The 14,023-nt window shown below is 61.7% G+C and carries 15 protein-coding genes; 11 read left to right on the forward strand and 4 right to left on the reverse strand.

What is annotated here, in order from left to right:
- Window positions 1–10: 10 nt before the first annotated feature.
- Window positions 11–1,885: a M10 family metallopeptidase C-terminal domain-containing protein gene (locus AC27VQ_RS11220; RefSeq protein ID WP_488716309.1), complete on the reverse strand. Its 1,875-nt coding sequence runs from the start codon at window positions 1,883–1,885 to the stop codon at window positions 11–13.
- A gap of 344 nt (window positions 1,886–2,229) precedes the next feature.
- On the opposite strand from AC27VQ_RS11220, the gene pgsA reads away from it, so the two are divergent.
- From pgsA to AC27VQ_RS11235, 3 genes are read left to right on the forward strand one after another with little or no spacing between them, the layout of a single operon-like run.
- The gene (pgsA, locus tag AC27VQ_RS11225) at window positions 2,230–2,814 is read left to right on the forward strand and encodes a CDP-diacylglycerol--glycerol-3-phosphate 3-phosphatidyltransferase (RefSeq protein WP_313522387.1); all 585 of its coding nucleotides are present in this window, start codon (window positions 2,230–2,232) and stop codon (window positions 2,812–2,814) included.
- 1 nt (window position 2,815) lies between these two features.
- Complete coding sequence (gene moaD, locus AC27VQ_RS11230) at window positions 2,816–3,070, forward strand: molybdopterin converting factor subunit 1 (RefSeq protein WP_421594674.1); 255 nt, start codon at window positions 2,816–2,818, stop codon at window positions 3,068–3,070.
- A gap of 3 nt (window positions 3,071–3,073) precedes the next feature.
- Entirely contained in the window at window positions 3,074–3,547 is a 474-nt protein-coding gene (locus AC27VQ_RS11235) for a molybdenum cofactor biosynthesis protein MoaE (RefSeq protein WP_488716310.1), read from the forward strand.
- Here AC27VQ_RS11235 and AC27VQ_RS11240 read toward each other — a convergent pair.
- Window positions 3,544–4,440 (reverse strand): branched-chain amino acid ABC transporter permease, encoded by an 897-nt coding sequence (locus AC27VQ_RS11240; RefSeq protein ID WP_488716311.1) that lies wholly within the window; start codon window positions 4,438–4,440, stop codon window positions 3,544–3,546. The genes AC27VQ_RS11235 and AC27VQ_RS11240 overlap by 4 nt on opposite strands.
- A 66-nt stretch (window positions 4,441–4,506) precedes the next feature.
- Here AC27VQ_RS11240 and AC27VQ_RS11245 point away from each other — a divergent pair, with 66 nt between their 5' ends.
- The 3 genes from AC27VQ_RS11245 to AC27VQ_RS11255 are packed head-to-tail and all read left to right on the forward strand — an operon-like array spanning window position 4,507 to window position 7,018.
- On the forward strand, window positions 4,507–5,061 hold the full coding sequence (locus AC27VQ_RS11245) for a CGNR zinc finger domain-containing protein (protein WP_488716312.1): 555 nt from the start codon (window positions 4,507–4,509) through the stop codon (window positions 5,059–5,061).
- Window positions 5,058–5,561, forward strand: a complete 504-nt coding sequence (locus AC27VQ_RS11250; protein WP_488716313.1) for a hypothetical protein — start codon at window positions 5,058–5,060, stop codon at window positions 5,559–5,561. The genes AC27VQ_RS11245 and AC27VQ_RS11250 overlap by 4 nt, the downstream gene beginning before the upstream one ends.
- A 59-nt stretch (window positions 5,562–5,620) precedes the next feature.
- The gene (locus tag AC27VQ_RS11255; RefSeq protein ID WP_488716314.1) at window positions 5,621–7,018 is read left to right on the forward strand and encodes a hypothetical protein; all 1,398 of its coding nucleotides are present in this window, start codon (window positions 5,621–5,623) and stop codon (window positions 7,016–7,018) included.
- Window positions 7,019–7,090: 72 nt separating this feature from the next.
- Here AC27VQ_RS11255 and ndk read toward each other — a convergent pair whose 3' ends face one another.
- Together ndk and AC27VQ_RS11265 are read right to left on the reverse strand one after the other, a co-directional pair.
- On the reverse strand, window positions 7,091–7,513 hold the full coding sequence (gene ndk / locus AC27VQ_RS11260) for a nucleoside-diphosphate kinase (RefSeq protein WP_069059233.1): 423 nt from the start codon (window positions 7,511–7,513) through the stop codon (window positions 7,091–7,093).
- Window positions 7,514–7,618: 105 nt separating this feature from the next.
- Window positions 7,619–8,308 carry a glutathione S-transferase family protein gene (locus AC27VQ_RS11265; RefSeq protein ID WP_488716315.1) on the reverse strand — a complete coding sequence of 230 codons (690 nt, stop codon included), beginning with the start codon at window positions 8,306–8,308 and terminating at the stop codon, window positions 7,619–7,621.
- 132 nt (window positions 8,309–8,440) lie between these two features.
- Between AC27VQ_RS11265 and AC27VQ_RS11270 the strand changes: the two genes are divergently transcribed.
- The 5 genes from AC27VQ_RS11270 (at window position 8,441) to AC27VQ_RS11290 (ending at window position 13,992) form a co-directional block, all read left to right on the forward strand.
- Window positions 8,441–8,962 (forward strand): DinB family protein, encoded by a 522-nt coding sequence (locus AC27VQ_RS11270; RefSeq protein WP_488716316.1) that lies wholly within the window; start codon window positions 8,441–8,443, stop codon window positions 8,960–8,962.
- A 184-nt stretch (window positions 8,963–9,146) separates the two neighbouring features.
- The gene (locus tag AC27VQ_RS11275) at window positions 9,147–9,437 is read left to right on the forward strand and encodes a hypothetical protein (protein ID WP_313522378.1); all 291 of its coding nucleotides are present in this window, start codon (window positions 9,147–9,149) and stop codon (window positions 9,435–9,437) included.
- Between the two features lie 182 nt (window positions 9,438–9,619).
- Window positions 9,620–10,702 (forward strand): GGDEF domain-containing protein, encoded by a 1,083-nt coding sequence (locus AC27VQ_RS11280; protein ID WP_488716317.1) that lies wholly within the window; start codon window positions 9,620–9,622, stop codon window positions 10,700–10,702.
- 100 nt (window positions 10,703–10,802) lie between these two features.
- Window positions 10,803–12,689, forward strand: a complete 1,887-nt coding sequence (locus tag AC27VQ_RS11285) for an ABC-F family ATP-binding cassette domain-containing protein (RefSeq protein ID WP_488716318.1) — start codon at window positions 10,803–10,805, stop codon at window positions 12,687–12,689.
- A 196-nt stretch (window positions 12,690–12,885) separates the two neighbouring features.
- On the forward strand, window positions 12,886–13,992 hold the full coding sequence (locus AC27VQ_RS11290) for a TRAP transporter substrate-binding protein (RefSeq protein ID WP_313522375.1): 1,107 nt from the start codon (window positions 12,886–12,888) through the stop codon (window positions 13,990–13,992).
- Window positions 13,993–14,023 lie beyond the last annotated feature (31 nt).

A 14,023-nucleotide genomic window follows, 5' to 3' on the forward strand; every position in this document is an offset into this window, starting at 1 on the left:
CGCCCATAATCTAGAGAATGAAATCGCCTTTCAACAGCATAACCGCCGCAGTGAGTTCTATAGCGAAATCCGCCTTCCCATTACCGTCCACATCACCATAAATATAGGTTCCGGCCGCTTCTTTGTCGAAGCGCAGCTCACCGGCCTTGCCCGAAAAGCCCTTGGAACCGATAAAGGCAAAGGCGTCGTTCTTCGAGGTTGTAGACATCGCGTCGATGCCAGAAAGATCGATGCGATCGCCCTGCGTCCGCGAGAAGTCAAAGATGGTGTCACGGCCAGAAACGGCAACGGTCGAATCTTTCAGCGACGTGAAGACAAATGCGTCCTTGCCGGTGCCGCCATAGAGATCGTCCGCGCCTTGACCTCCGATGAGTGTATCATTGCCAACACGACCAAAAAGCTTGTCATTGCCTGACATACCCTTCAGCACATTGTTGCCGTCGCTACCGGTAATCGTATTTGCAAGCTCGTTTCCGGTGCCATTGATATCACCTAACCGCAGGATCAGGTTCTCGATATTGGCAACCAATGTCAAACTGATCGAAGTGTTGGCGACATCGATACCCTCGAGCTTGTTCTCTATGATTTTGTCGTATCTGTTGTTGACGATATAGATATCATTGCCCTTGCCGCCTTCCATTCTGTCCTCGCCGGAACCACCGTCGAGCGTATCATCACCATCGCCGCCCAAAAGCGTGTCATCGCCACGCCCGCCGCGCAACGTCGTTCCGCCCTGAGTTGCGAACAACCAGTCGGACGACACTGTCCCGGTGATTTCTTTCACCGATGCGACGCTAAAGATGAAATCACGTTTAGTAAGCTCGCTTATCGCAATGCCCCTGATAGTGAACTGGTTTTGGGATTTTCCATATTGGGCGCTGAACCATGCGTCACCATCGCCTTTTATCTCGATAGTATGTTGCAACTGGCTGAAATTGCTGATCCCGTAGGCGCTCACGTCTACCCGATCAACACCCTTCGTAAAGTCGACAATAGTACTCAGACTATCCTGGTACGGCGCCTTATTGCGAATGGCTAAAACGAAGACATCAGCGCCTGCGCCGCCGAAAAGCTCGTCACGTCCATGCCCACCTTTAAGCTTTGAGCCGCCAGCCGCCGCGAACAATCGATCATCGAGATTAGTTCCGATAACGTCTCGCGCGTTTCCGGTATAAAAGATGAAATCACGGGCGCTTAGCCCCTCTTTCTTGACTCCTTCTAGAAAAAAAGCATTCCCGCTGCTTGCACGTGTTGCGTTAAACCCAACTCCGTTTCTGCGGTCGTCGAAGATGTGCTCCAGCTGCGCGAAGCTTGAAATGCCAAAAGCGGATATATCGATACGGTCAACGCCTGGTTTAAAATCCTTGATCTCCGCGTTGCTATCTTGATACTCCGCAGTGCTACGCTTGAAGGCCACGAAAAGGTCAGCACCGCTGCCGCCGTGAAGTTCGTCAGCTCCTCCAGAATTATAGCCGCCACCGGTGAAGATAATGTCGTCCCCATCCCCACCATCGAAGGTGTCTGTCCCTATTCCGCCGTAGAGTCTGTCATTCCCGCTTCCAGCCTCCACCCATAAGCCACTCACTCCCGCACGAAATATGTCGTTTCCGGCTCCGAGTTTGATCGCATCCGACATCCAGTCGAAATCTCGAACGCCAGTAAAATCAAATACATCGCTCCCTGCCGTGCCGCCCAACGTGAACCCAGCGAAGGTCAAAGAAGTCACTGCGACCGATGCATCCAGAATGAGCGTTGAGACCCTTACATCACCAAGGAGAAGGAGATCGTGAGACCCAATTCCGTTCGTGACAATTTTAATTTCACCGTAAATTCCGCCTGGAATCTCAGCGCGATATTCTCCTGATGGGATAGTGAAAACAGCCATTCCAAATACAACCCTGTGTTATCGACGCGATGTATCTTTGCAATATTATATTGCACAATCATCGCGCAATAGCCGTCTGCAATAATCCCCCTGTTCACAAAGGCTTACTGCAGCACTCGCAGAGCACGGGTCGGACTAGATACCAGCCCCATGAAGCGGCCAGATACGGCTGACTGCAACAGATAGAAAACGCACGGATAGTGGATCGTATGCCTTCAAAATGCACACTTCCCCCTCATATTCCCCAGCGCTCCGTAAATTCGCCAAGAATTGCCGGAAACAAAGGTTGACGGCGCTGTCACAAAGACCTCATCTAGCCGCAAAAGATCGAGACTGAAAAATCCATGGCTTCCCGCGCATATAGCATTCCGAATCTCCTCACCTACGCCCGCATCGTGGCCGTTCCGCTGATCGTGCTCTGCTTTTTCGTGGAAGGGCGCCTGCAATCGTCGGATTTCGCGCGCTGGACGGCCTTGGGCCTCTTTGCCGTGGCATCGATCACCGATTACCTGGACGGCTATCTCGCCCGTATCTGGAACCAGACGTCGAATATCGGCCGCATGCTGGACCCGATCGCCGACAAGCTGCTGGTCGCTTCGGTGCTGCTCCTGGTGGCCGCCGACGGTACCATTGCCGGCTGGACGATCTGGGCGGCGATCATCATTCTCTGCCGCGAAATCCTCGTCTCGGGCCTGCGAGAATATCTCGCCGACCTCAAGGTCAGCGTTCCCGTGACGCGTATCGCCAAATGGAAGACGACGATCCAGATGCTGGCCATCGGCTTCCTGCTTGCCGGCCCGGCCGGTGAGAAGGTCCTGCCCTACACGACCGAGATCGGTATCGCCCTGCTGTGGGCCGCAGCCCTCATCACCATGTACACCGGCTACGACTATTTCCGCGCCGGCCTGAAGCACATCGTGGACGAGTGAGATGACGAAGCTCGTCTATTTCGCCTGGGTGCGCGAACGGATCGGCAAGGGCGAGGAAGACATCGATCTTCCCGCCGATATCAGGACCGGCACCGACCTGCTGCGCCACCTGAAGTCGCTCGGCGACGAATATGCCCATGCGCTCGAGCATGAGAAGGTGATCCGCATCGCGATCAACCAGGAGCATGTCGAGCACGACGAGCCGATCACCGGTGCACGCGAGATCGCCCTCTTCCCGCCGATGACGGGGGGCTGAACCATGGCCGGCGGCGTTTCGGCTCCGGTGACCGTGCGCGTCCAGACGGATGATTTCGACGCCGCGGCCGAGGCTGCCCGCCTCACCGAAGGCCGGGCGGATGCCGGTGCCATCGTCAGCTTCGTCGGCCTCTGCCGCGATGAAGGCGGCCGCCTTGCCGCACTGGAGCTGGAACACTATCCCGGCATGGCGGAAGCCGAGATTACCCGCATCTGCGCCGAGGCCGTCGCGCGCTTCTCACTGCTCGGCATCACCGCCATCCACCGCGTCGGAAAGATCGCGCCGGGTGCCAATATCGTGCTCGTCGTCGCTGCCGCCCCGCACCGCCACGCCGCCTTCGACGGCGCGTCTTTCGTCATGGACTACCTCAAAACATCGGCGCCCTTCTGGAAGAAGGAGCATTTTGCCGATGGTCGCGATGGCGGCTGGGTCGACGCCAAGGAGAGCGACGACCGGGCGCGGGAGAAGTGGGTTTAGGGCACCGGCTTCTCACGCCGGAAAATCACCAGAAGCAGCACCAGCGCGGAAAAGATCACGAGATCCCGCCACAGGAAATCGCCATAGGCGCTCCACAGCGTTTCGGCGAGGCCCATGGCCGCGCCGCCGAGCGCTGAGAGGAGCGGCGCCCCTGCCCCGCCGATGGCGGCGATGAACAGCACCTTCACGCCGAAGACCAGCCCCGCGCCAAAATCCATATTGCCGTAATAGGAGACGGCGAGGATGCCGGTGAGGCTGGCGATGAAGGCGGCCACGGCATAGGCCGAGAGATAGACGCCTGCCGCATCGACGCCGCAGAGCTCTGCCGCCATCCGGTCCTCCGACACCGCGCGCCAGCGCCGGCCCCAGGCGGAGCGGGAAAGAACCAAGTAACCGACGGCGACAATGGCGAGCATGGCGGCGGTGTTGGCAAGCTGGATCACCGTCAGCACGACGGGAAAGGCCGGATCGTCCCAGAAGGTGATGCGCGCATTGAGGAAGGGCGGCAGCCAGAGGCTCCGCGTATCGGAGGCCAGCCGCGCCGTCTCCATCAGCACCAGCACGACGCCGAGCGCTGCGACCACCACCGTATTGTCGGAGGAAAAGGCGAGCGGGCGCATGACATGCCGCCCCACGACGAGCCCCGCGCCGACGCTGTAGAGCAGCGCCATCACCGCCCCGAAGCCGAGCGCGGCGGGCAGCACCAGCCAGAGATGGCTCCAGCCATAACCGGAAAATAGCACGAACATCTGCGCCGAAAAGGCAAAGAGCGCACCATAGCCGATATCCGCCCGGCGCGTCACGGCAAAGGCAATGGAATAGCCGAAGGCGAGCGCCGCATAGAGCGCGGCGACGGGCACGGCATTGGCGATCTGCTGGAGGAAATAGGCCATGGCGGTTCCGGGTTTCGCACGCCAAATTATAACTGGCAAAATCGATTTTACCAGTTAGAATATGGTATGACCTTTTCCTGGACCCTGCATCGTTTTTCCGGTGGCGCCCTCGCGCTCGATGTCGCGAACTCCGTCGTGCTGCGCGCCGATCCGGAGCGTCGCATCGACCGTTTTGCCGATCCAGCCACGATGGACACCTTTCCCTCCGGCGCGAACGCGCACGGCGAGGAGCGAGCCCTTTTCGGCCCGCTGGAACCGGTGGAGGACCGGGCGCGCGCCGGGCTGGTGCGGCTGCGCGAAGCAATCGACCGGCATTTTCGCGCCGAGGTACTTGGAACAGGCAAGCCGGCGCTGCTGGCCGATCTGCTCGATGCCATCTCGGCAACGCTCAGGATATCGGGCGAGCGGCCACGGGCGCTCGACACCGCCACGGCCCGCTCCGCGCTGATGCTGCTGTCGCGGCCTGAGCCGGAGCGGCTGAAAATCTGCCCGAACTGCAACTGGCTGTTTCTCGACCGCAGCCGCAACCGGTCGCGCGCCTGGTGCGACATGGCCGTCTGCGGCAACCGCGTGAAGGCCAGCCGCCACTATCGTCGCAACCGCGCGGAGACCCAGCCATGAAGAGAGCCCTTCTCATCGCTCTGCCGCTTGTCCTGCTGCTCGCCGCCTGCCAGCGCGAGGCCGGCCCCGACCCGCTGAAGCTGACCGGCAAGATGTTCGTCTTCAACTACCGCCTCGCCTATGCGACCTACATGGTGACGCTGGAGCAGACCGAGCCGTTGCCCGAGGGTTCCATCGTAAAGGCCGAATTCGAGAACCCGGCCGGCGGGGCGCCGCTGATGCTGGAGCGCAAGATCTTCCCCAACCTGACCCGCGTGGTGCTGGAAAGCCCCGACGTGACCTGCGTGAAGAAGAACCAGCCCTACAAGGTTGCGATTTCGGTTCTCGGCCCGGATGGCGATACGCTACAGGCGCTGGAAACCCAGGTGACGTCCAATATCGACCAGAGCATCCTGCCGGAAAAGGCGCTTGTCGTTGGGCCTGCCTACGACAAGAACCCGGAAGTTTTCAAGGACGGCAAGGCGCCGGCGCATTTCGCTACGGCAAAGTGCGCGATCTGAGCGAATATTCGCCTCTCCCGATGCGTTCCGCCTGAAACGGTTTTCGGGAGGATGTTCGCATGCGGTTCCTGCCTATCCTGGCCCTCGGCTTCACGATGCTTTCCGCGACGGTCCAGGCCGAGGAGCCGGCCGCCTGCGCAGGTGAGGCTGCAATACTTGCCCTTTCGGATGTGGTCCTTGCCGACCGGGAGAAACTGCCCCGGCTGAAGACGCGCCGCTTCGGCGCGGAGGCCGCCTATCTGAAGATCCGCTACGGCAAGCTTTCCATGGAGGATGCGGCCACCCTCGCCCATGGGCTGCGCGATGCCGGCGTGCGCGAGGCGATCGATCTCGCCGGCGCCATCGACGCGGCACGGGGTGGCTACGATGCGCTCAAGGTGAGCGATCCGGTGCAGCTCAACGGGCTGATCTCCACCCTCAGGGCGATCTTGCAGGCCGGCGATGGCGAGAAACTGTTTGCCGCCATTGCCAGCCTGCCGCCCGAACGGCAGACATCCCTCCTCGGGAGCGTCGTGCCTGCCGTCATAGACTGGCCGGACGCGGAGAAGGTGAAGCTCGCCGAATCGGCAGGCCGCCACAAGCTGTTTTTCATCCAGGCCGGCCTCGCCGCCAGCCAGCGCGATGCGAATGCCTGGCCCGTCTTCGTCGCCGGCTTTGCCGACCAGTCCATGATCCCGGACCTGACCCGCATGTGGAGCTGGGCGCCGGCTCTCGTCGGCAGACCGGCCCTGCCGCGCATCCCGCTACCGGATGCCAAGACACAGGCGATACAGAAGAGCCTCCACACAGTGTCGGTTGCGGCGGCGCAGGAGCCGGAGCGCGATTTCCTGATGACCTATGTGAATCAGACGGGCAGCATCGCGCCGGCCGAAAAGGCGGCACAGGCCGTGCTGGCGGAAATCGCCGCGGGACACATCAAGCCCGAGGGCTTGCTCAATACGGCCTGGCTCACGGCCTACCGGGTCCTGCGGGAAAACGAGGCCGATCCCGCCCTGGTCGACAGCACGCTCGAAAACACGGATGGCTATATGCGCGCCGTCGGTGATGCATCGATGCGTGATGCAATCGACCGGCTGATCGCGATCGATGCGCTCACGCCCTATCTCACCGGCAAGAGTGCCGATCTGCCCGCGATGCCCAAGGATATCAGCGGCAAATTCCAGGCCAAGTGGCCGCTATGGACGGAGCTTGCCGGAGCCCTCAAATCCTCGCCGCTGACACCCTTCGCCAAGGACGAGGCGAAAGCCCCGATCGTGGCGGAGCTGCTGTTTGCGGCGAGAGACCCTGCCCGCCTCACCGATTTTGTGCTGACGGTCGAGCCGCCGGAAACGAAACTGGCACTGGCAACGGATTTCGCGATGCGGCTCGACCGGACCTGCGCCAGCTACACCCATCACCCCGCCGAAGCGCTGCTGCTGTCAGGCCAGCCGATCTTCCGTTTCGACCCCGCAAAATGAAGAAACCGGAGCCTTGCGGCTCCGGTTTCTCAATCCTATCAAAGCTGTACGGCCTCAGCCGGACAGATTGATTCAGCCGACGATTTCGGTGTCGGAGAACCAGTACTTGATTTCCTGAGCAGCGGTTTCCGGGGCGTCGGAGCCGTGAACCGAGTTTTCGCCGATCGACAGAGCATGCGTCTTGCGGATCGTGCCTTCGTCGGCGTTTGCCGGGTTGGTGGCGCCCATGATTTCGCGGTTCTTGAGGATCGCATTCTCGCCTTCGAGAACCTGGACGATCGTCGGGCCGGAGGTCATGCCTTCAACGAGTTCGCCGAAGAAGGGGCGTTCCTTGTGAACGGCGTAGAAGCCTTCGGCTTCGCGCGTGCTCATCCAGACGCGCTTGGAAGCAACGACGCGCAGGCCCGCATCTTCCAGCATCTTGGTGATGGCGCCGGTCAGGTTGCGCTTCGTCGCGTCCGGCTTGATCATCGAAAAGGTGCGTTCAATCGCCATTTTCCCGTTTCCCTTTGGTTTTCCGGTGAAAGTGGCGGTTCAATAGCCGCCAACGCCCCGCAAAACAAGGGGGGCGCGGCTTTTGGCGCAATCGTGGTCAAACTTTCACGCCGCCGTCACACGCCGGCCGACACCGCCATGCAGATCGAGGCACCGGGCAAACCACAGCGCCACCGGATCGTCCTCCTCAAGCACTTTAGTACCGGCCGTGGTGCGCAGCCATTGCAGCGCGCCGAAGACGATGTAGTCCGGAAAGAGCGGGCCTTCGCCGCCGATGAAGGGCTGGAACTTCAGCATGTTGCGCAGCGGCTGCAGTTTTCTCGAGAAATCCTCGACCTCAGCCTTGCCGGCCGCCGCGACATCCTCCAGCGAGGCGCCGAGGCGTTCCTCGCGGCTGCGGCGAAAATAGGCCCGATCGGCCTCGCCGAGCAGGTTGTGGATGTCGAGAATGGCGATGCGGGTGATCGCCATATGCAGGGTGGATTGCGACCAGTTCTCGATGAAGCGCGCCATGGCCTCACCGCCTGCGCCGCCGAACAACGAGGGACGGTCGGGATAGGCCTCGTCGAGATAGAGCGCGATGGCGAAACTGTCGCTGACCAGCCGGTCGCCGTCACGCAACAGCGGCACCGTCGCCGTGCCGCCATTCTCGATGGCGGGAATTTCGGTGAAGCCGACCGGCACCGTGTCATGGTCGAGGCCCTTGTGGGCGAGCGACATCACGGTCTTCCAGACATGGGGGGAAAACTGGCGTTCCTTGTCGGCGCCGGCAAGCGCATAGAGCAATCGGGTCATGAAATCCTCGTCATGGTTTGACTGCATTGGAGCGCAGGGCGGCTGGCGGCGCAAATCAGATAATTTCATGGATGACATCAACGCCGCCGATGCGTGCTTCCGCTATAGTCCGGGCAAATCACGGAGACGCCGATGCTCGACCACTACCGCATGTTCGCCGCCTACAATGCCTGGGCCAACCGCACGCTCTACGAGGCCGTCGGAAAGCTCGACGATGCCGCCTACCGCAAGGACCTCGGCGCCTTCTTCCGCTCCCTGCACGGCACCTTGAACCATCTGCTGTGCGCCGACCGCATCTGGATGAAGCGCTTCACCGATACGGGAGAAGCTCCAACCAGCCTCGACACGATCCTCCACAAGGATTTTGCCGGTCTCCGGGCCGCCCGCCAGGCCGAAGATACGCGAATCATCGCCTATATCGACGGGCTGACCGAGGACGAGATTGCACGCGACATCACCTATACGCCGCTGACCAACCCCACGCTCATCACCCACCCGCTCGGCCCCGCCCTCACCCATGTCTTCAACCACCAGACCCACCATCGCGGCCAGTGCCACGCCATGCTGACCATGGTCGGCGGACCAAGCCTCTCGCTGGACCTGATCTACTTCGCGCGCACGGAAGGTTCTGCTTTTTTGCACAATGCAAGTTGAGCGGGCTGTCATTTTCCTGCAATAGTCGTGAAACAGTCCTACGCTATTGGACCTGATGGCGTCGACTTGGAGGATTGTCCGGTGCTGTCACCCAGGTGACAGTCAGCGGCAACGGACGGTGAAATAGTCGCTGTCATTGGAGGCGATGCCGAACGGCGGGCCTCACCTGAGAGAGGGATGAAAGATGGCAAGAAGCAACGAGGAATGGGCAGCCCTGCTCGGCAGCACGCTTTGCAAGATGGCACGCGTCTATGGCACTGATGCCCCGAACGCCTATCTGCCGGAAGAATGCTATCCGGTGATCGAGAAGACCTTCGAAGTGGCGCTCGAGCAGGCGCGCGCCGAAGGCTATGCCGCCGCCATGCGCGACCTGCAACAGCAGACCCGTTCAACCCGCACCGCCGCAACCCGGCAGCGGCCGTCCCTCATCGGCCAGGTCATGCGGTCCTTCGCGCTCAACCGGCGCCTCGCCTGATATCGGCGGCTTCCAAGGGTGGCAGCCTCGCCGCCCTTGGAAGCCGACGCAACTGCGCATTGTCAATTCGGCGCGAATTCTTCTTCAGCAAACGCAAAATTAACCACACAATCCGATAGTTACGCCAACTGATCTTCCTTAAGCGCAGGCGAGTTCCGCCGCGCTCCATCTGATGGCGTATCATGAGTAGCAAGGCCGCCCCCGCCCCGAAGGACACCGCGTCCACCGTTCCGCCGATCATGGCGCGCATCGCCCATGTCATGGCCAATCTCGGCATTGCCGGGCTTCCCAGGAATTACGAACTGCTGTTTGAAGCCTTGAACGGCAATGCCGGCGTGGCACGCGAGATCGCCGCCCTTGGCAAGACGCCGGAACAAGCGGCGCTGGATGCGATCGCATTGCGCCATTCCCTGCCCAGTCACAATGTGCTTGCCGCCGGCCAGGCTGCCGGCGAAGCCGTGCGCCTGCTCACTGAAATTGCCGAGACATCGGAAGCCAACCGCCGCCAGCGCGCCGCCTCCATGCAGGAATTGGAAGAAATTTCCGCCCGCATGCGCAAGGATCCGGTGCTCGGCATTTCGGATTTCGCCACCGATACGGTGCGCCTGCTGTCCATCGTGCGCGACATTCTGGGCCACGACCGCAGTTCCGCCGAACGGATCGGCGATCTCCAGGCTCATCTAGACGGCCTGCGCTCCGGCCTTTCCTTCAGCCGAGAAGCCCTGACGCATGATCCGGTGACGGGTCTTGCCAACCATGCCGCGCTGCTTGGCCGGCTGAAGACCTTTTTCCAGACGGAAGCCGAGGACGGCACGGCTGCCCTCCTGCTCTTCCGCGTGGAACAGCTCAAGGAATTCGCCGAGACGCATCCGGCGGGGGCTGCGGAGAAGACGTTGAAGCGGCTCGCCTCCATTTTCCGCCGCTCGGTCAAGAAGGACGATTTCGTCGCGCGCACCGGGCCGGACCTGTTCTGCCTGCTTTTGCCCGATGTCAGCCGCGAGATCGCCGTGAGCATCGCGCGCCGCATTGCGGGCCTTGTCGCCGAAAAGCCCTTCCCCTTCATGGACCGCGAGCTTCCCGCCGGCTTCCTGACGCTGACCGCCGGCGTCTCGATGACCGATTCGGCCAATGCGCCTGTCATGCTCTACGATCAGGCGGACCAGGCCCTCACCTACGCAACCGACACCGGCATCGCGCTTCGCATCTACTCCGCCGAAGTGGCCGAACGGGTGGGTCGCGGTTATCGGGCGGGCACGGCGGCTTAACCGCTTCTTGCGTTAGGGCGGCTGGCCGCCTCTTTTTTTGACGCAATTCCGGACGCAAAACCGCTTCGCACTTTTGCTGGAATTGCTCTATAGCTCCGGCATGATTACGATTTCCGGCCTCACCGCCCGCATTGCCGGGCGTCTCCTCATCGATAACGCGTCCCTTTCGCTGCCGAGCGGCGTGAAGGTCGGCCTCGTCGGGCGTAACGGCACCGGCAAGTCGACGCTGTTTCGCGTCATCACCGGCCAGCTCGCCTCGGAGGCCGGCACCGTTACGATGCCGAAGAATGCGCGCATCGGCCAGGTGGCGCAGGAAGCGCCGGGAACGGATGAATCGCTGATCGAGATCGTTCTGGCTGCCGACAAGGAGCGCGCGAGCCTGCTCAAGGAAGCGGAGACCGCAACCGATCCGCACCGTATCGCCGAAATCCAGACGCGGCTCACCGATATCGGTGCGCATTCGGCACAATCGCGCGCGGCGAGCATCCTTGCCGGCCTCGGCTTCGACCACGAGGCGCAGCAGCGCCCGGCAAAGAGCTTCTCCGGCGGCTGGCGCATGCGCGTGGCGCTGGCGGCCGTGCTGTTCTCAGAGCCGGACCTGCTTTTGCTCGACGAACCGACCAACTATCTCGACCTCGAAGGCACGCTGTGGCTGGAAGACTATGTGCGGCGCTATCCGCACACCGTCATCATCATCAGCCACGACCGCGACCTGCTGAACACCGCCGTCAACGCCATCGTGCATCTCGACCAGCAGAAGCTGACCTTCTATCGCGGCTCCTACGACCAGTTCGAGCGGCAGAAGGCCGAGAACGACGAATTGCAGATGAAGGCGAAGGCGAAGAACGACGCCGCGCGCAAGCATCTGCAGAGCTTCATCGACCGCTTCAAGGCCAAGGCCACCAAGGCCAAGCAGGCGCAGAGCCGCGTCAAGGCGCTGGAGCGCATGGGCACGGTGGCGGCCGTCATCGAGACGCATGTTCAGCCGATCACCTTCCCCGAGCCGGAAAAACAGCCGGCCTCGCCGATCATCGCCATCGAGGGCGGCGCGGTCGGCTATACGCCGGGCCAGCCGATCCTCAAGCAGATCAACCTGCGCATCGACAATGACGACCGTATCGCCCTGCTCGGCTCGAACGGCAACGGCAAGTCGACCTTTGCGAAATTCATCTCAGGCCGGCTGGAGGCGGAGGCCGGGAGCGTCAAGCGGGCGCCGGGCCTGAAGATCGGCTTTTTCGCGCAGCACCAGCTGGATGATCTCATCCCGGAACAATCGCCTGTCGAGCATGTGCGCCGGCTGATGCCGGAAGCGCCGGAAGCCAAGGTGCGCGCCCGCGTCGCCCAGATGGGCCTTGCGACGGAAAAGATGTCGACGGCCGCCAAGGACCTTTCCGGTGGCGAGAAGGCCCGCCTGCTGATGGGCCTTGCCGCCTTCGACGCGCCGAACCTGCTGATCCTCGACGAACCGACGAACCATCTCGACATCGACAGCCGCCGCGCGCTGATCGAGGCGCTGAACGACTATGAAGGCGCCGTCATCCTGATCTCGCACGATCGCCACCTAATCGAGGCGACCGTCGACCGGCTCTGGCTGGTCAACAACGGCACCGTCAAAACCTTCGACGGCGACATGGAGGAATATCGCAGCCTCATCGTCCAGTCGCCCAAGAAGGACGACAAGGACAAAGCGGCCTCCGCCGGCGAGACGGCCAACAAGGCCGATCAGCGCAAGGCCAATGCCGACCGCCGCGCCCAGTTCGCGCCGCTCAAGAAAAAGATCAACGAAATCGAATCGCTGACGGCAAAACTGCACAAGCAGATTCAACTTCTTGATGCGGAACTTGCGGACCCCATGCTCTACGAAAAGAGCCCGGCCAAGGCTGCGGAAAAGGCGAAGTTGCGCTCCGCCGCTGTCGACAAGCTGAACGATGCCGAGGAACAGTGGCTGGAGCTTTCGGCGGAATACGAGGAGGCGATGGCCGGGTGATCCGGCCTCGTGCCTTCGCGAGAAACGCTCAAAAAACAGGCAGATAGCCGGACGCTCCATCTACGACGAAAGTCGTAGCGGGCCTGTTCCGCGTTCTTTGCCACCTTGGCTTGAAACACCCTTCCCGACATGATTAGCTCCGGCCTTGATGACACGAGGGCGGATGAAAACATCCGTCCGCCATTGGGAGGAAACTATGGATCGTCGTTCATTCATCAAGAAGGCCGGTGTCGCGGGTGTGGGTGGTGCGGCCGCCACCGTGCTGGCATCGCCGGCCATCGCGCAGAGCAATCCGAAGATCAACTGGCGTCTCGCCTCGTCTTTTCCGAAATCGCTCGACACCATCTATGGCGGCGCGGAAGTGCTGTCGAAATACGTCTCCGAAGCCACCGACGGCAACTTCCAGATCCAGGTCTTCGCCGCGGGTGAAATCGTGCCCGGCCTGCAGGCCGCCGATGCCGCCGCTGCCGGCACCGTGGAGGCCGCCCACACCGTTTCCTACTATTACTGGGGCAAGGACCCGGTCTGGGCGCTGGGTGCCGCCGTGCCCTTCGCGCTCAATGCGCGCGGCCATAACGCCTGGCAGTATCATGGCGGCGGCATCGACATGTTCAACGAGTTCCTGGCGACCCAGGGCCTCATCGGCTTCCCGGGCGGCAATACCGGCGTGCAGATGGGCGGCTGGTTCCGCAAGGAAATCAAGTCCGTCGCCGATATGTCCGGCCTGAAGATGCGCATCGGCGGTTTTGCCGGCAAGGTCGTGGAGAAGCTCGGCGTCGTGCCGCAGCAGATCGCCGGCGGCGACATCTATCCCTCGCTGGAAAAGGGCACGATCGACGCCGCCGAATGGGTCGGCCCCTACGACGACGAGAAACTCGGCTTCTACAAGGTCGCGCCTTACTACTACTATCCCGGCTGGTGGGAAGGCGGCCCGACGGTGCATGCCATGTTCAACAAGGCGGCTTTCGACGGCCTGCCGAAGGCCTACCAGTCGCTGCTGCGCACGGCCTGCCAGGCGACCGACGCCGATATGCTGCAGAAATACGACTATCTGAACCCCTCGGCCATCAAGCGCCTGGTCGCCGCCGGCGCCAAGCTCAGCCCGTTCAGCCAGGAAATCCTGTCGGCCTGCTTCGACGCCGCCAACGAGGTCTATGCCGAGATGGAAGCCTCGAACCCGACCTTCAAGAAGATCTGGGACTCCATCAAGGCCTTCCGCGGCGAGTATTACCTCAACGCCCAGATCGCCGAATACAACTACGACACGTTCATGATGATCCAGCAGCGCAGCAACAAGCTGTAAGCGGCCATCACGAGCGAAACGGAAAGCCCCG

The sequence above is a fragment of the Shinella sp. 20P9.1.1 genome, assembly GCF_057798995.1.